At 73.1% G+C, this 15,683-nt stretch carries 14 protein-coding genes; 8 read left to right on the top strand and 6 right to left on the bottom strand.

The features are described 5' to 3' along the window. Nucleotides 1-84: 84 nt before the first annotated feature. From ACGF3I_RS24235 to ACGF3I_RS24205, 7 genes are all read left to right on the top strand, one after another. Nucleotides 85-264 (top strand): hypothetical protein, encoded by a 180-nt coding sequence (locus ACGF3I_RS24235; RefSeq protein WP_393135319.1) that lies wholly within the window; start codon nucleotides 85-87, stop codon nucleotides 262-264. Further along, the gene (locus tag ACGF3I_RS24230; protein ID WP_393135317.1) at nucleotides 261-494 is read left to right on the top strand and encodes a hypothetical protein; all 234 of its coding nucleotides are present in this window, start codon (nucleotides 261-263) and stop codon (nucleotides 492-494) included. The genes ACGF3I_RS24235 and ACGF3I_RS24230 overlap by 4 nt, the downstream gene beginning before the upstream one ends. 187 nt (nucleotides 495-681) lie before the next feature. Beyond that, nucleotides 682-1,341 (top strand): sirohydrochlorin chelatase, encoded by a 660-nt coding sequence (locus ACGF3I_RS24225; protein WP_393135315.1) that lies wholly within the window; start codon nucleotides 682-684, stop codon nucleotides 1,339-1,341. Nucleotides 1,342-1,385: 44 nt separating this feature from the next. Continuing rightward, nucleotides 1,386-2,549, top strand: a complete 1,164-nt coding sequence (locus tag ACGF3I_RS24220; protein ID WP_393135313.1) for a low temperature requirement protein A — start codon at nucleotides 1,386-1,388, stop codon at nucleotides 2,547-2,549. Nucleotides 2,550-3,015: 466 nt separating this feature from the next. Then, nucleotides 3,016-4,104, top strand: coding sequence for a P1 family peptidase (locus ACGF3I_RS24215; RefSeq protein ID WP_393135311.1), 1,089 nt, complete (start codon nucleotides 3,016-3,018; stop codon nucleotides 4,102-4,104). 111 nt (nucleotides 4,105-4,215) lie between these two features. Continuing rightward, nucleotides 4,216-5,514 (top strand): Ig-like domain-containing protein, encoded by a 1,299-nt coding sequence (locus tag ACGF3I_RS24210; RefSeq protein ID WP_393135309.1) that lies wholly within the window; start codon nucleotides 4,216-4,218, stop codon nucleotides 5,512-5,514. A 157-nt stretch (nucleotides 5,515-5,671) separates the two neighbouring features. Further along, the gene (locus ACGF3I_RS24205) at nucleotides 5,672-6,577 is read left to right on the top strand and encodes a DUF6227 family protein (RefSeq protein ID WP_393135307.1); all 906 of its coding nucleotides are present in this window, start codon (nucleotides 5,672-5,674) and stop codon (nucleotides 6,575-6,577) included. Nucleotides 6,578-6,712: 135 nt separating this feature from the next. Here the strand turns inward: ACGF3I_RS24205 and ACGF3I_RS24200 are convergent, their stop codons facing one another. The 5 genes from ACGF3I_RS24200 to ACGF3I_RS24180 all read right to left on the bottom strand — a co-directional run bounded on the left by ACGF3I_RS24200 (nucleotide 6,713) and on the right by ACGF3I_RS24180 (nucleotide 13,445). After that, nucleotides 6,713-6,967 carry a hypothetical protein gene (locus tag ACGF3I_RS24200; RefSeq protein ID WP_393135305.1) on the bottom strand — a complete coding sequence of 85 codons (255 nt, stop codon included), beginning with the start codon at nucleotides 6,965-6,967 and terminating at the stop codon, nucleotides 6,713-6,715. A gap of 173 nt (nucleotides 6,968-7,140) precedes the next feature. Further along, nucleotides 7,141-9,204, bottom strand: coding sequence for a fructose-specific PTS transporter subunit EIIC (locus tag ACGF3I_RS24195; protein ID WP_393135303.1), 2,064 nt, complete (start codon nucleotides 9,202-9,204; stop codon nucleotides 7,141-7,143). 43 nt (nucleotides 9,205-9,247) lie between these two features. Beyond that, a complete protein-coding gene (pfkB, locus tag ACGF3I_RS24190; RefSeq protein ID WP_393135301.1) occupies nucleotides 9,248-10,198 on the bottom strand; it encodes a 1-phosphofructokinase in 951 nt (316 codons plus the stop codon). Next, nucleotides 10,195-10,956 (bottom strand): DeoR/GlpR family DNA-binding transcription regulator, encoded by a 762-nt coding sequence (locus ACGF3I_RS24185; RefSeq protein WP_393135299.1) that lies wholly within the window; start codon nucleotides 10,954-10,956, stop codon nucleotides 10,195-10,197. Before ACGF3I_RS24185 ends, pfkB begins: the two co-directional genes overlap by 4 nt. Nucleotides 10,957-11,882: 926 nt before the next feature. Continuing rightward, nucleotides 11,883-13,445 carry an MFS transporter gene (locus ACGF3I_RS24180; protein ID WP_393135297.1) on the bottom strand — a complete coding sequence of 521 codons (1,563 nt, stop codon included), beginning with the start codon at nucleotides 13,443-13,445 and terminating at the stop codon, nucleotides 11,883-11,885. A 63-nt stretch (nucleotides 13,446-13,508) separates the two neighbouring features. On the opposite strand from ACGF3I_RS24180, the gene ACGF3I_RS24175 reads away from it, so the two are divergent. After that, nucleotides 13,509-14,492, top strand: coding sequence for a helix-turn-helix transcriptional regulator (locus ACGF3I_RS24175; protein WP_393135295.1), 984 nt, complete (start codon nucleotides 13,509-13,511; stop codon nucleotides 14,490-14,492). 147 nt (nucleotides 14,493-14,639) lie between these two features. Here the strand turns inward: ACGF3I_RS24175 and ACGF3I_RS24170 are convergent, their stop codons facing one another. Continuing rightward, complete coding sequence (locus ACGF3I_RS24170; protein WP_393135293.1) at nucleotides 14,640-15,638, bottom strand: RNA polymerase sigma factor RpoD/SigA; 999 nt, start codon at nucleotides 15,636-15,638, stop codon at nucleotides 14,640-14,642. Between the last annotated feature and the right edge of the window lie 45 nt (nucleotides 15,639-15,683).

The raw sequence follows: 15,683 nt of genomic DNA, 5'->3' as shown, positions 1-15,683 counted from the left end.
CCCCACGCTGAACCTGCTCAGTGACGGATCGGCTACGGAGCGCAGCCGATCCGCGCCCACGGGACTGCGAAGGCGGTTGGACCCATGACTTCTCCCCCGGAGTACGCACCCCCCGCGGACGCCGCGCCGCCCCCCTCCTGCGAGCTCTGCCGTGCGGCGGGCCGGGCGCGGGCGCGGGCCCATATGGCGGGCAGCCCCGAAGGGGTGGCCGAGGCCACCGAGGTGATCCGTTCGCACCCTCATGGCGCGGGCGACCAGCGGTGAGCGCCCTGGGGGTCCTGATGGTGGATCTCGCCGCACTGGACGCGGCCGACGTCACGCGGCCCCGGCCCGGGCCGGTCGATCCGGGCTCCTGCGCGGTGTGCGCGGTGGTGAAGGCGCTGGCGGCGGAGACGGTGGAGCTCGCCGATCCGGGGCTGGCGGCCGACTGGGCGGAGCTGGCCCACCTCCACGCGGTGCTGGGTCACCCGGAGGACACCCGCCGGCATCCGTGACCGGCGTGCCGTGCGGGGGGCGACCTCAGCGTCCGGGGGCGGAGTCCGTCCCGGGCAGGGTCCAAGGGCCCCCTGGCCGGGGACCTCGGCGGCCCGCGCCGGGCCCGGCCCCGAGCTACCGTGAAAAGGCCGGGGTGTCACGACACCACCCCGGCACCCACAGCCCGTCCGGACGGGAGGCCGCGAGATGCTGGTGATCGCCGTGCACGGCAGCGCCCTGCCCGGGGCGGACGGGACCATCGACCGGCTGGTGCACGCGCTGCCCACCCCCGCCGTGGTCGGGCACCTGGACCTTCAGCGCCCGGGCCTCGCCGAGGTCCTCGCCCACCGTCCCGGTGCCGTGGTCGTCCCGCTGCTCCTGGGCGACGGCTACCACCGCAGTGTCGACCTCCCCGCCGTCGCGCGCCGCTTCCGCTGCACCGTGACGCCGGGCCTGGCGGGCGAGCCGGACGTGGCCCGGGCGGTGGACGACCGGCTGTGCGCGGCCGGCGGTCCCGGGGACGCGGTGGTCGTCGCGGGCGCGGGCTCGACGCGGCCGGGCGGCAGGGACGGAACCCTGGCCGTCGTAAGGGAGTTGAGGTCCGCGCATCCCGGCGTCCGGGTGGTCGACGCCTACTGCGCCGGCGCGGAACCCACCGTCCCTCAGCGGGTCGCACAACTCCGGCGCGCCGGGTACCGGCGGATCTCGATCGCCGCTCACCTCCTGGCCCCCGGCCGCTTCACCCGCGTACTGGAGGCGACCGCGGGTGTCGACGCCGTGTCGGCCCCGATCGCCGACCATCCCCTGATCGCGCGGCTCGTGCTGAACCGGTACGAATCCGCCGGCCCCGAAGTGCTGGCCGCCTGAGTGTTGGCCGCCTGACGCACCGGCCGGTCTGGTGTGCTGTGCGCATGCCACGTATGACCGCGCGCAGCCGCCACGAGGGCCACCGCGCCTCGACCCCGCTGGAACTCTTCTTCGACCTGTGTTTCGTGGTCGCCGTCGCCCAGGGCGGCGCCCGGCTCGTGCACGCGCTGGCCGAGGGCCACGTGGGCACGGGCCTCGCCGGATACGCGGCGGTCTTCTTCGCCATCTGGTGGGCGTGGATGAACTTCACCTGGTTCGCCTCGGCCTACGACACCGACGACGCCCTGTACCGGGTGGTGACCCTCGTCCAGATCACCGGCGTCCTGATCCTGGCGGCGGGCGTGCCGCGCGCGTTCGACGGCGACTTCACGCTCAGCGTCATCGGCTACATCGTGATGCGGCTCGCGCTGACCAGCCAGTGGCTGCGGGCCGCCCTGTCCTGCCGGGACCGGGCGGAGCGCGCGATGTGCCTGCGGTACGCGGCCGGGCTCGTGGTGTGCCAGGGGGGCTGGATCGTCCTGCTGTTCGTGCCGGACTCCGCCCGCACCTGGCTCTTCCCGCTGCTCGCCCTGGCCGAACTGTCCGTACCGATGATCGCCGAGCGCGTCCACACCACCACCTGGCATCCGCACCACATCGCCGAGCGGTACGGCCTGTTCACGCTGATCGTGCTCGGCGAGACGGTGTCGGCCGCGACCATCGCCGTCCAGGAGGCCCTCGACGAGCACGACGAACTGGGTGATCTGCTACCGCTCGCGGCGGGCGGTCTGCTCATCGTCTTCGCCGCGTGGTGGATCTACTTCGCGGCGCCGATCCACGACCATCTGACCTCCAACCGGCAGGCCTTCGTGTGGGGTTACGGCCATTACGTGGTGCTCGCCGCCGCGGCGGCGATCGGCGCGGGCATGGAGGTCGCGATCGAGCAGACCGTGGGCAAGGCCCACATCTCGGCCAACGCGGCGGCGTCCGCGGTGACGGTCCCGGCCGCGCTGTTCCTCCTGACGGTCTGGCTGCTGCACTCCCGTCACTTCAAGCGGGGCACGGCGCAGCAACTGATGCTGCCCGTAGCCGCGTTGGCGGTGCTCGGCTGTACGTTCGCGGGTCACGCGGCGGTGCCACTGGCCGGTGCGGTGTCGGCCCTGACGGTGGCGATCGGCTGGGCCCTGAACCGCGAGCGGCCCACCACCCCGGCCGCGCCCGCGCTGTAGCGGCGCGGCGGTCGGAGGGTGCCGTCGGTGCGCCGCTGGTCGTCAGAGAGCGCCGTCGGTGGTCAGAGAGTGCCATCGAGCCTCGTCCGGGCGTTCAGCCGGTCCCGTGCGGTCCGCAGGGCCGGCGGGCTCTGCCGCGGAGTCGTGTGCGGGTCCCACAGGTCCGCGAGGCTGCCGATGCGTGTCGCGGATCCGCAGTGCGCGCACGACACCATCACCGCGCGCTGGTAGACGATTCCTACGGTGTCCCGGTCCTTGCAGTACCTACAGGGTGTGCCGCTGTAGGTGCGCCGGACGAATTCATACGCACGCGCGACTTCCCCGCCGTCCTGGAAAACCTGGTCGAGCTCAGCGTCAGTAGTCATGATCACCTCGTGTCGGCCCGTCGTTCTTCCCGCGTCCAACATGACACGGCGGCCCGCCCCCACGAGGCCGGACCGCCGTATTGGGGCGGGGCGTGGTAGGCATGGCGACCATGGCCAACGACTCCCTCACCGACGTCCCCGGGTTCCGCGTCGGGCACGCGGCCGTCGCCGGGCCGGGTGCGCTGAGCGGCACCACCGTCGTGCTGGCCCCGCCCGGCGGCGCGGTCGCCGCCGTCGAGGTGCGCGGGGGCGGTCCTGGCACCCGGGAGACCGACGCGCTCGACCCGAAGAACGTCGTCGAGCGCATCGACGCCGTGGTCCTCACCGGCGGCAGCGCGTTCGGGCTCGACGCGGTGAGCGGGGTCATGGCGTGGCTGGAGGAACAGGGGCGCGGGGTGCGGGTGGGTCCCGAGCCGCACCAGGTGGTTCCGGTGGTGCCCGCGGCCTGCGTGTTCGACCTCGGGCGCGGCGGCGACTGGCGGGCCCGGCCCGACGCGCCGGTGGGGCGGGCCGCCGCGGAGGCCGCCGGGGCCGCCGGACGCGAGGTCGCCCAGGGCACCGTCGGGGCAGGCACCGGCGCGGTGGTCGGCGGGGTCAAGGGCGGGGTCGGCACCGCGAGTGTGCGGCTCGCCTCGGGGGTGTGGGTCGCCGCGCTCGTGGTCGTCAACGCCGTGGGTTCGGCGGTCGACCCGCACACCGGGGTGCTGTACGGGGAGTACGGGGCGGGGGCGCCCCCTCAACCGCCGCGTCCGGAACGGCACTTGGCGGCTCAGGCGCGCATCGCCGACTCCCGCGAGCGCATGGGCCTCCCGCCGCTCAACACCACGCTCGCCGTCGTGGCCACCGACGCCCCGCTCACCCGGCCGCAGGCGCAGAAGCTCGCCGGGACTGCGCACGACGGGCTGGCCCGCGCCATCCGCCCCGTCCACCTCATGCACGACGGGGACACCGTATTCGCGCTGGCGTCCGGGACGCCCGGCCCCCTCGGACCTCACGGCCCCCGCGACCCCCGCGACCCCTTCGGACCTCGCAGCCCCCTCGACCCCTTCGGCCCGGAGGAGTTGAACCACGTCCTGGCCGCGGGCGCGGACGTCGTGGCGCGGGCGATCGTCAAGGGCGTACGGGCGGCGGAGGGCATCGAAGGACCCGGCGGGACATTCCCCTCTTATCAGGATCTGTACGGGAGTTGAGCCCGCGCCACGCCGCAATGTGACGGCCGCCACAATCCCTTCTCGCAACCGGGCGACCCGTTCGGTTGCTCTATGTCAGTACTGGATCACCTCGCAGTACATCGCGCAGACATGGAGCAGCCCGTGACACCGCCGGCGTCGGACAACGCAGCGCAGCCTCAGCAGTTCAGCACCCCGCGCCCCGCGCGTTCGTCCGCCCGCCGCCGTGCCCGCCTGATCGCGGGAGCGGCCGGGCTGCTGGTCGGCGCGCTCGCGCTGACGGCCTGCGGCGGCGACGCCAAGGCCAACGACGACGCCAAGAACGGCAAGGGCACGGACGCCTCGGCCGCCAAGGACGCCTCCACGCTGAAGATCACCATCTCGGCGAAGGACGGCTCCACCAACGCCTCCATCAACGACGTCAACGTCAAGGCGGAGGGCGGCAAGCTCTCCGACGTGACGATGACCGAGGTGCAGGGCGGCAAGGCGGTGCCCGGCACGCTCGCGGCCGACGGACTGTCCTGGAAGCCGACCGGCAAGGTCGAGCGCGGCACCCAGTACAAGATCACCGCGAACGGCAAGGACGACAAGGGCCGGGCCGCGACGGAGAACGCGCAGTTCACCACCGTCTCGGCCAAGGACAGCTTCATCGGCACCTACACGCCCGACAACGGCGCCACGGTCGGTGTCGGCATGCCGGTGTCCTTCAACTTCAACAAGGCGATCACCAACAAGAAGGACGTCCTCTCCCACATCACGGTCACCAGCAGCAGCGGCCAGCCGGTCGTCGGGCACTGGTTCAACTCCCAGCGCCTGGACTTCCGTCCGGAGCAGTACTGGAAGGCCGGCTCCAAGGTGACGATGAAGATCGACCTGGACAAGGTGGAGGGCGCCAAGGGCGTCTACGGCGTCCAGAAGAAGGAAGTCACCTTCACCATCGGCCGCAACCAGGTCTCGACGGTGGACGTGAAGACGCAGGAGATGACGGTCCAGCAGGACGGCAAGACCGTCAAGACGATCCCCGTCTCGACGGGCAGCGCCGCGCACCCGACCTACAACGGGCAGATGGTGATCTCCGAGAAGTTCACGCAGACCCGGATGAACGGCGACAGCGTGGGCTTCGGCGGCGAGTACGACATCAAGGACGTGCCGCACGCGATGCGCCTGTCCACCTCGGGCACCTTCATCCACGGCAACTACTGGGGCGACCCGTCGGTGTTCGGCAACGAGGGCACCAGCCACGGCTGTGTCGGCATGCGGGACGTGAAGGGCGCCGCGGGTGACACCACGGCGAAGTGGATGTTCGACCACAGCCTCATCGGCGACGTCGTCATCGTGAAGGGCTCGCCCGACAAGACCATCTCCCCGGACAACGGCCTGAACGGCTGGAACCTGTCGTGGGCACAGTGGACGGCGGACAGCTCCTCCTGACCAACTTCCGTTCTACGGAACGGACTTGACCGGCCGGTAACCCAAATACGGGGTGCCGGCCGGAAAAGTTTCGGCCATGCCCGCTGCGCGATCCGCCCCCAGGGGCTACGTTGAGCACCTTCTACGTGACCAACAGCGACGGCCAGGAGAAGCCTTGGTGCTCCATGTGCCCCACCCGCTCGACGGCGAGCGCGGTCCCGGCGACGAATCGGCGCAGGACCAGCTGGCCGCCCTGCTCGGGCGGGCCCTGAACTCCTTCGATCTGCCGGACGAACTCGTCGAGCGGCTCGCCCTGGCGATGGCGCACACCACCTCGCTCCACTCCTCCCTGCACACCTCGGCGGCGGGGACGGGCGGCCGGCGGCTGAGCCGCGAGACCTACCGGCACTGCTATCTGCTCCTGGACGGCACGACCGTCACGCTGTGGGAGCTGGCCCACCACGACGGCCGCGAGTACGCCCACGAGCTGTACGCCGCCGAGGACGAGGCCCGGCTCGCCGCGGCCCGGCTGCACCGCGGGACGCTCCCGGCCGGCCCGCCGGCCGGGCCCGACGACGAACTGGACGCGCTGGTGGCGGAGTTGAACGGCATCGGGCTCGCCTCGGGTGTCATCGGCGCGTACCCGGCCGTCGGGGGCTTCGACGGTGTCGAGGACTGCTGGGAGGCCGGACTCGGCCCCGAGGAGGTCATCGGCGCGGACCGCGCCGCCGCGTCCCCGGCCCGCCCGCGCGCCCCGTACGCCCCCGACGACTCGGCCGATCACGCCCGGCGGCTGCTGCGCCGCGCCGAGAACCCGGACCGGCCGGGCGGGCGCACGGCGTTGCGGCTGCGCGGCGCACACGCGCACCGCATCACCCAGGCGTTCGGCCGGCACTGCCGCACGGGCGGCCGCGAGGCCGCGTTCACCCTGTACGAGCACGCGTTCCTACTGCTGGACGGCGGCGAGCTGAGCCTGTGGGAGGTCGAGCACACCGCGACCCCCGACGGCCGTCACATGTGCGAGGTGTACGGGAGCGAGCAGGCCGCACGCACCGCCATGGAGCGCCGCGCACACGTGGGTTGAGCCCGCGCCGGTCCCGGGGATCCGGCCCTCACCGGCCGCCCACCGTACGGCGATCCGGCGCTTGCCTGCGCCACGGGCCGCCCCCCGTACGGCGATCCGGCGCTTGCCGGCCGCCACGGGCCGCTCCCCGCACGGTCAGGAGCTGCGTGGATCGAGCTGGCGGATCAGGCCGGCGAAGGCGGCGCGCTCGGCCTCGGTGAGGGCCACGGCCTCCTGCTCGGGCGGCCCGGCCTGGCGGCCCACCGCGCGCAGGGAGCGCAGCGCGTGCCACTCGGCCCGGTCGGCGCGCTCGCGGCGCACGACGCGGACGAGACCGACGACCCAGGCGACACTCGCCGCAGCGAGGACGGAAAGGCCTATCTGCTGAATGATCGTGATGTTCTGAGCCACGGGGCCAGTAGACAACACCGGCCGGGACTTGCGGCAGGGGCTGTAGGGACTTTGGTCCCCAAGTGGTACATGTCACGTCATGGCAGGCAGCGCCCGGCCCCGGTCCCGTGCGGGGACCGGGGCTGGGCGGCCCGGGGCCGGGGCCCCGCGCGGATCCCGTACGCGGGGCCGGTTCAGGCGGCCACGGCCACCTTCGCCTCCTCGTCCCCGGCGGGCGCCGCGACCTCCGCCGCGGGACGCCTGCGCAGGCCCTTGAGCAGGACGACCAGGGCCGCGCTCACCACGGTGCCGGCCGCGATGGCGAGCAGGTACAGGAACGCGTTGCCGATCAGCGGGACCACGAAGACGCCGCCGTGCGGGGCCCGCAGGGTGCAGCCGAAGGCCATCGACAGGGCGCCGGTGACCGCGCCGCCGGCCATCGCGGACGGGATGACCCGCAGCGGGTCGGCCGCGGCGAACGGGATGGCGCCCTCGGTGACGAAGGAGGCCCCGAGCACCCAGGCCGCCTTGCCGTTCTCGCGTTCGGCGCGGGTGAACAGGCGTCCCCGTACGGTCGTGGCGAGCGCCATCGCCAGCGGCGGGACCATGCCCGCCGCCATCACGGCGGCCATCACCTTGAAGCTGCCGTCGGTGGCGTCGGCGAGGCCGCCGATCGCGAAGGTGTAGGCGACCTTGTTCAGCGGGCCGCCGAGGTCGAAGCACATCATCAGGCCGAGGATCACACCGAGCACGACGATGTTGGCGCCGGTGAGTCCGTTGAGCCAACTGGTCAGCGCGGACTGGAGCTTGGAGATCGGTTCGCCGATCACCAGGAACATCAGGAAGCCGACGACGGCCGAGGAGATCAGCGGGATCACCACCACCGGCATGATGCCGCGCAGCGCCGCCGGGATCCGTACCTTCTGCACCGCCATGACCACGGCGCCCGCGATCAGACCGGCGGCGAGCCCGCCGAGGAAGCCGGCCTTGATGTCGAGGGCGATGGCGCCGCCGACGAAGCCGGGCACCAGACCGGGGCGGTCGGCCATCCCGTACGCGATGTAGCCGGCCAGGACCGGCACGAGGAACTTGAACGCCACCCCGCCGATCTGGAACAGCAGCGCCGCCCAGCTCATCGAGTCCGTCCACAGGAAGTGGTCCACGACCGAGGGGGCATCGCTGACCTGGTAGCCGCCTATGGCGAAGCCGAGCGCGATGAGCAGCCCGCCCGCCGCCACGAACGGGACCATGTAACTGACGCCTGACATCAGCCACTTGCGCAGCTTCGTGCCGTAGCCCTCGTCGGGCTCGCCGGCCGCCTCGACGGGGGACGGCTTGGCACCGGCCTCGGCGACCTCGCCGCGGGCGGCCTTGTCGCGCACCTCGGCGATCAGTTCGGCGGGCCGGTTGACCCCCGCCTTCACGCCGACGTCGACGGTGGGCTTACCGGCGAAGCGCTCCTTGTCCCGTACGGGCACGTCGTGCGCGAGGATCACGGCGTCGGCGGCGGCGATCACGGCCGGGTCGAGCCGGGTGAACCCGGCGGAGCCCTGCGTCTCGACACTGACCTCGACCCCCGCGGCCTGCCCGGCGCGCTCCAGGGACTCGGCCGCCATGTAGGTGTGGGCGATGCCGGTGGGGCAGGAGGTGACGGCGACGATGCGGAAGGGGGGGTTGGTGTCGGCCGGGGCCGGGGTGGCGGGGGTTGGGGCCGCGGGCGCCGGGGTGGCCGGGGCCGGGGTGGCCGGAGTTGGCGTGGCCGGGGTCGGGGTGGCCGATGCGGCGGGGATGGGGTCGGCCGGGGTCGGCGGCTCGTCGCCTGCGATCAGGGACGCCGCCTCCTCGGCAGTGGCCGCGCCGCGCAGGGCGGAGGTGAAGGCGGCGTCCATCAGCTGGCGGGCCAGCGTCGAGAGGATGCCGAGGTGGGCGTCGTCGGCGCCCGCCGGGGCCGCGATGAGGAAGATCAGGTCGGCCGGGCCGTCCGGGGCGCCGAAGTCGATCCCGGTGGCGCTGCGCCCGAAGGCGAGCGTCGGCTCGGTGACGTGGGCGCTGCGACAGTGCGGGATGCCGATGCCGCCGTCGAGCCCGGTCGGCATCTGGGCCTCGCGGGCCGCCACGTCGGCGAGGAAGCCGTCGAGGTCGGTGACGCGGCCGAGGGCCACCATGCGCTCGGCGAGCGAACGGGCGGCGGTCTCCTTGGAGTCGGCGGCCAGGTCGAGGTGGAGGTCGACCAGTTGCGCGGTGATCAGCCGGCTCATCGCGGGCTCCTTTGCACGCTGAGAGGGGTGGGCGGGGCGGCGGTCATGACGCCGGTTCGGTGAGGGGGCGGTCCAGCGGTACGGCGTCGGTGACGGTGACGGCCGCCGGGTCGAGGTCGCCGGGGGCGGGCATCACGCTGCCGGGCAACTGCACGGCGGCGGCGCCGTGCGCGACGGCCGCGGCGAGCGCCCCGGGTCCTTCTCCGCCCGCCGCGAGGAACCCGGCGAGCGAGGCGTCGCCGGCTCCGACGTTGCTGCGCACGGCCGCGACCGGCGCACTGGCGAAGTACGTGCCGTGGGCGCCCACCAGGAGCTGGCCGTCGGCGCCGAGGCTGGCGAGCACGGCGCGCGCGCCGAGTTCGCGCACCTCTTCGGCGGCCTTGACCGCGTCCCCGACGGTGGCCAGGGGGCGGCCGACGGCCCGGGCGAGCTCCTCGGCGTTGGGCTTGACCACGTCGGGCCGCTCACGCAGGGCGGCGATCAGGGAGGGACCCGAGGTGTCGAGGGCGACCCTGGCCCCTGCGGCGTGCGCGCGGGCCACGAGGTCGGCGTACCACTGGGGCGCAAGGCCGGGCGGGAGGCTGCCGCAGCAGGCTATCCAGTCGGCGCGTACGGAGGTGCGGCTGACGGTGGCGAGGAGCAACTCGCTCTCGTCCGCGCTCAGTTCGGGCCCGGGCGCGTTGATCTTGGTGAGGGTGCCGTCGGGTTCGGCGACCGCGATGTTGGAGCGGGTGCGGCCGGCCACGGCCACGGGGGCGACCTCGATGCCCTCGGCGGCGAGCAGTTCGGCGACCAGGGCGCCGGGGGCGCCGCCGAGCGGCATGACGGCGACGGTGCGGTGGCCGGCGGCGGCGACGGCCCGCGAGACGTTGACGCCCTTGCCGCCCGGGTCGACCCGTTCACCGCTCGCGCGCAGCACCTCGCCCCGCAGGAGACCGGGGACCTCGTAGGTGCGGTCCAGGCTGGGGTTGGGGGTGACGGTGAGGATGTTCATACGGTGATCACGTCCGTGCCGGTGGCCTCGATGGCGGCGATGTCGTCGGGGGCGAGCCCCTGGTCGGTGATGAGGAGGTCGACGTCGGCCATGTCGGCGAAGCGCGCGAAGTGCTCCTGGCCGTGCTTGGCGGAGTCGGCAAGCACGACCACGCGCCGGGCGGCGCCGATCGCGGCGCGCTTGACGGCGGCCTCGGCGAGGTCGGGGGTGGTGAGGCCGTGGGCGGCGGAGAAGCCGTTGGTGCCGAGGAAGACGACGTCGACGCGGATCTCGCCGTAGGCGCGCAGCGCCCAGGCGTCGACGGCGGCCCGGGTACGGTGGCGGACCCGTCCGCCCACCAGGTGGAGGTCGATGTCCGGGTGGTCGGCGAGCCGGGCCGCGACGGGCAGGGCGTGGGTGACGAGGGTGAGGCCGCTGTCCAGGGGGAGCGCGGCGGCGAGCCTCGCGACGGTCGATCCAGCGTCCAGGACGACGCTGCCCTCGGCGGGCAGTTCGGCGAGGGCGGCCCGGGCGATGCGGTCCTTCTCGTCGGCGGCGGTGGATTCGCGCTCGGCGAGGTCGGGCTCGAAGTCGAGGCGGCCGGCGGGGATGGCTCCGCCGTGCACGCGGCGCACCAGACCGGCGCGGTCCAGCGCCTTCAGGTCTCGCCGTACGGTCTCGGCGGTGACCTGGAACGTCTCGGCGAGCGAGAGCACGTCCACTCTTCCGCTCTCGCGCGCGATGCGCAGGATTTCCTGCTGGCGCTCCGGTGCGTACATGTCTGGTTTGTCCATTCTGCTGCCCGAACCTGTGGGTACGGGGTCAGATTACGGGGTGCCCGTGCCCATGTAAACCAATTCGGGCGCCCCCCGGGCACAACCGGACCAAGGGCCCCCGGGTCCTCGCCGAAAGCCCCGGGCCCCCTGGGGCCACCCGCCCCGGGGGCGCGGCCGGCCCCTTGGGGGTTTGCCCACCCACCCGCCCGTGCAGCGGGTTGAACCGGCTGAGCCCTGGGGCTGCGCCCCAGACCCCCTTGAGGGGCTCCGCCCCTCGAACCCCGGCGGGTCTGCCCACCCGCCCGCCCGTGCGGGGGGTCGGACAGGCCCGGCCCCTGGGGCTCCGCCCCAGACCCCCTGAGGGGCTCCGCCCCTCGAACCCCGGCGGGGGCTGCGCCCCCTGCACCCCCTATCGCGCCTAAAGGGCGCTCGTCCTCAAACGCCGGACGGGCTGAGGATGCGCATGCTGGCCCGCACCGAGCAGTTAAGGGGCGCGGGGAACTGCGCGAGAAGCGACCACGGTCCGCAGACGGCCGGGGGTTAGGGGCGCGGGGAACTGCGCGAGAAGCGACCACGGTCCGCACACGGCCAGGGGGTTGAGGGGCGCGAGGAACTGCGCGACCAGCCACGCACGGTGCGAGGCCGACAGCGGGTTGAGGGGCGCGGGGAACTGCGCGAGAAGCAACCACGGCCCGCACACGACCGCGGAGCCAAGGGGCGCGGGGAACTGCGCGAACCCCGGGCACCCCCAGCACCCCCAGCCCCCCCGCACCCCAAAACCCCGCACCTCAAAAGGCACGGGGCCGCCGAATACCGGCAGGGTGGAGCCGCGGGGCCGGGCCTCGCCCACCCGGGTCAGGCCGGGCCTCGCTCACCCGGGTCGGGCCGGGCCGGGCACGCCCGGGCGGGGCCAGCGTGCCCGGGGCCGGTCAGGGGGTCGGGGCCGGGTCCTTGGTCAGGGTCAGGAGGTCCGCCTCGTCAATCGCACCCGCACCGGCACCCGCACCGGCACCGGCACCGGCACCCGCACCCGCCCCCCTCCCCGGCAAAGCAAACATCACCAAGAAGATCACCCCCAGCACCCCCGCCACGTACCACAGCGCATGCTGAAACCCCTCCACGAAGGCCCGCCCCAGCGCCGGCGGCACCAGGTCGTCGCCGATCGAGCCGAAGAAGACGACCGACACCAGGCCGAGGCCGAGCGCGTTGCCCATCTGCTGCACCGTGTTGATCAGGCCCGAGGCGGAACCCGAGTGCTCCTTGGGGACCTCCGAGAGCACCGCGTCGGTGAGCGGCGCCACGATCAGCCCCATGCCGAGCCCCATCACGACCAGCGGCAGCGCCATCTGCCAGGGCGCGATGTCCATGCCGTAGTGACCGGCCTCCCAGATGTAGATCAGCAGCCCGGCCACCATCGTCAGGGCGCCCGCCTGAAGCACCTTGCGGCCGAAGCGCGGGACGAGCTTCTGCACGGACAGGCCGGCCGCCACCGAGACCGCGATCGAGAACGGCACCCCGGTCAGCCCGGCGCGCAGCGCGCTCCAGCCGAGGCCGATCTGCATGTAGAGCGTCCACACCAGGAAGAAGATGCCGAGCCCGACGCCGAAGGTGGCCTGCACCGCGATGCCCGCCGCGAAGCTCTTCACGCGGAACAGGGACAGTTCGATGAGCGGCGAGCCGTCACGGGCGGCCTTCCTGCGCTCGTACGCGACGAGGCCGCCGAAGACCAGCAGGCTGCCGGCCATGGAGAGGTACCCCCACAGCGGCCAGCCGAGCTCGCGCCCACGGGTCAGCGGGTAGAGCAGCATGAGCAGACCGAGCGTCACCAGGACCATGCCGACGAGGTCGAGCTTGAGGGCCCGGGGCGCCTTGGACTCGCTGATGAACTTGGTGCCGAGGATCAGCCCGGCGACGCCGACCGGCAGGTTGATCAGGAAGATCGGGCGCCATTCCAGACCGAACAGGTTCCACTCGGTGAGCAGCGCCCCGAGCAGCGGCCCGGACACCGCGCCGAGCCCGACGACCGCACCGAACAGTCCGAAGACCTTGCCGCGCTCGTGGGCGGGGAAGGTGGCGTGCACGATCGAGAGGACCTGCGGCACCATCATCGCGGCCATCGCCCCCTGGAGGATGCGGGAGGCGACCAGCATCTCGGGGTTGGCCGCGAAGCCGCACAGCGCGGAGGCGAGGGTGAAGCCACCGATGCCGATGAGGAACAGCTTCTTGCGGCCGTGGATGTCGCCGAGCCGCCCGCCGGTGATCAGACCCGCGGCGAACGCGAGCGCGTAACCCGCGGTTATCCACTGGATCGAGGAGAAGCTCGCCCCGGTGTCCTTCTGGATGGACGGGATGGCGATATTGACGATCGTCACGTCGACCAGGTCCATGAAGGCCGCGGTCATCACGATGGCCAGGGCGAACCACCGGCGGCGGTCGGCGGCTGCGGCGCCCGCCGCGGTCTCTGGGGTACTGCTGGTCGTTGTCGAGGTCATGGAGGGAAAGTTAGACCCCGTATAGGTCAGGGTGTGTCCTCATTGCCACGCCATAGTGGAGGCATGACCGACACCCCGGCACGGCTGCTGCAACTGCTCTCCCTGCTCCAGACCCCGCGCGAATGGCCCGGCGGCGAGCTCGCCGAGCGTCTCGGGGTCTCGCGGCGCACGGTACGGCGCGATGTCGACCGGCTGCGCGAGCTCGGCTATCCCGTCCAGGCGGCGCGCGGCGCCGACGGCGGCTACCGGCTCGTCGCGGGCAAGGCGATGCCGCCCCTCGTCCTGGACGACGAGGAGGCGGTGGCCATCGCGGTCGGCCTGCGTGCCGGCGCCGGGCACGCGGTGGACGGCGTGGACGAGGCCTCGGTGCGGGCCCTGGCCAAGCTGGAACAGGTGCTGCCCTCACGGCTGCGCCACCGGGTGGCGAGCCTCCAGGCGGCGACGATGCCGCTGGCCGGTCCGTGGCGCGGCGACGGCGCGACGGTCGACCCGCGCACCCTGACCACGCTCGCCTCCGCCGTCACCGGTGAGGAGCGGCTGCGCTTCGGCTACGTGTCGGGCGACGGCACCGCCACCAAGCGCCTGGTGGAGCCGTACCGCCTGGTGTCGACGGGGCGCCGGTGGTACCTGGTCGCCTACGACGTGGAGCGCGGCGACTGGCGCACCTTCCGGGTGGACCGGATCGCCGAGCCGTTCGCGACGGGCGCCCGCTTCGCGCCGCGCGAGCTGCCCGAGGCCAACGCGGCGGAGTTCGTGCGCACCTCCATGAACCGGCTCCAGCCCGTCCTGGACGTGGACGTCACCTTCGAGGCTCCCGCCGACTTCGTGACGGCACGGCTGCCCGCCTCGCTCGGCGCACCCGAGCCCCTGGGCGCCGACCGCTGCCGGCTGCGTGCCTCGTGCACCGACTCCCTGGAGTGGGTGGCGCTGCGCCTGGCCCTGGTGGACTGCGAGTTCACCGTCAACGGACCGTCCGCGATGACGAGTTACCTCCACGACCTCGGCGAGCGCCTGACGCGGGCGACCACGAGCGCGGAGGAGGACTGAGGGGTGCCGGGGGAGGTGCCCGGCTGCCCGGCGCGCGCGCCGGGCAAAAAAAAGGGGGGCCCCGACACCAGGGGGGGAAGGTGCCGGGGCCGGGAGCCCCGGCACCAGGGGGGGAGGGTGCCGGAGCTCGTCTTTGGGGGCGCGGGGCTAGGCCGCCGCGTCGAAGCCCGTGTCGCGGGCCATCTTCTTCAGTTCGATCAGGGCGTGCTTCTCGATCTGGCGGATCCGCTCGCGGGTCAGACCGTGTTCCTTGCCGACCTCGGTCAGCGTGCGCTCCCGGCCGTCGTCGATGCCGTAGCGCATCTTGATGATCGAGGCGGTGCGCTGGTCGAGCTTGCCGATCAGGTCGTCCAGCTCCTCGCTGCGCAGCAGCGTGAGCACGGACTGCTCGGGCGAGACGGCGGAGGTGTCCTCCAGCAGGTCGCCGAACTGGGTCTCGCCCTGGTCGTCGACCGGCATGTTCAGGGAGACCGGGTCACGGGCCCAGTCGAGCACGTCACCGACGCGCTCGGGCGTGGAGCCCAGCTCGGCGGCGATCTCGCTGTGCTCGGGGTCGCGGCCGTTCTCCCGGTTGAACTCGCGCTGGACCCGGCGGATGCGGCCCAGCTCCTCCACCAGGTGGACGGGCAGGCGGATGGTGCGGGACTGGTCGGCGATGGAGCGGGTGATGGCCTGGCGGATCCACCACGTCGCGTACGTGGAGAACTTGAAGCCCTTGGCGTAGTCGAACTTCTCGACCGCGCGCACCAGGCCCGCGTTGCCCTCCTGGATGAGGTCGAGCAGGGGAAGGCCGGCCCTCGGATAGCGGCGGGCGACGGCCACGACGAGGCGGAGGTTGGATCGGATGAAGAGGTCCTTGGCGCGCTCTCCTGCGGCGTACAGCGCTTCCAGTTCCTCGCTGGAGGCTCCGGCCGCCTTGCTCTCCACCTCGCCGTCGAGGATCTGGCGTGCGTACACACCGGCCTCGATGGTCTGCGAGAGCTCGACCTCCTTGGCGGCGTCGAGCAGCGGCGTACGCGCGATTTCGTCGAGGTACATACCGACCAGGTCGCGGTCGGCGATCTCACCGCTGACTGCGCGGATCCTGCTTCCCGATTCCGAACCGCCAGAGGCGGACTGTCGGCGGGCGACGGCGCGGGTTGCCATGCGTGCTCCCTTACTGAGTGGTCGCGACACCCTCCCGGGTGCCCT

This window comes from Streptomyces sp. NPDC048111 (genome assembly GCF_043202815.1).
GTDB lineage: Bacteria > Actinomycetota > Actinomycetes > Streptomycetales > Streptomycetaceae > Streptomyces.
The sequence above is the reverse complement of the archived record's forward strand: the minus strand, read 5'-3'. Positions and strand labels throughout refer to the sequence as shown.

Bases quoted from the DNA above. Each gene is read 5' to 3' on its own strand.
- ACGF3I_RS24195 (WP_393135303.1), bottom strand. From the start codon at position 9,204: ATGAGCCGGCTGATCACCGCGCAACTGGTCGACCTCCACCTCGACCTG.
- ACGF3I_RS24185 (WP_393135299.1), bottom strand. From the start codon at position 10,956: ATGTACGCACCGGAGCGCCAGCAGGAAATCCTGCGCATCGCGCGCGAG.
- ACGF3I_RS24175 (WP_393135295.1), top strand. From the start codon at position 13,509: ATGACCGACACCCCGGCACGGCTGCTGCAACTGCTCTCCCTGCTCCAG.
- ACGF3I_RS24170 (WP_393135293.1), bottom strand. From the start codon at position 15,638: ATGGCAACCCGCGCCGTCGCCCGCCGACAGTCCGCCTCTGGCGGTTCG.
- ACGF3I_RS24220 (WP_393135313.1), top strand. From the start codon at position 1,386: ATGCCACGTATGACCGCGCGCAGCCGCCACGAGGGCCACCGCGCCTCG.
- ACGF3I_RS24225 (WP_393135315.1), top strand. From the start codon at position 682: ATGCTGGTGATCGCCGTGCACGGCAGCGCCCTGCCCGGGGCGGACGGG.
- ACGF3I_RS24180 (WP_393135297.1), bottom strand. From the start codon at position 13,445: ATGACCTCGACAACGACCAGCAGTACCCCAGAGACCGCGGCGGGCGCC.
- ACGF3I_RS24235 (WP_393135319.1), top strand. From the start codon at position 85: ATGACTTCTCCCCCGGAGTACGCACCCCCCGCGGACGCCGCGCCGCCC.
- pfkB (WP_393135301.1), bottom strand. From the start codon at position 10,198: ATGAACATCCTCACCGTCACCCCCAACCCCAGCCTGGACCGCACCTAC.
- ACGF3I_RS24215 (WP_393135311.1), top strand. From the start codon at position 3,016: ATGGCGACCATGGCCAACGACTCCCTCACCGACGTCCCCGGGTTCCGC.
- ACGF3I_RS24210 (WP_393135309.1), top strand. From the start codon at position 4,216: ATGGAGCAGCCCGTGACACCGCCGGCGTCGGACAACGCAGCGCAGCCT.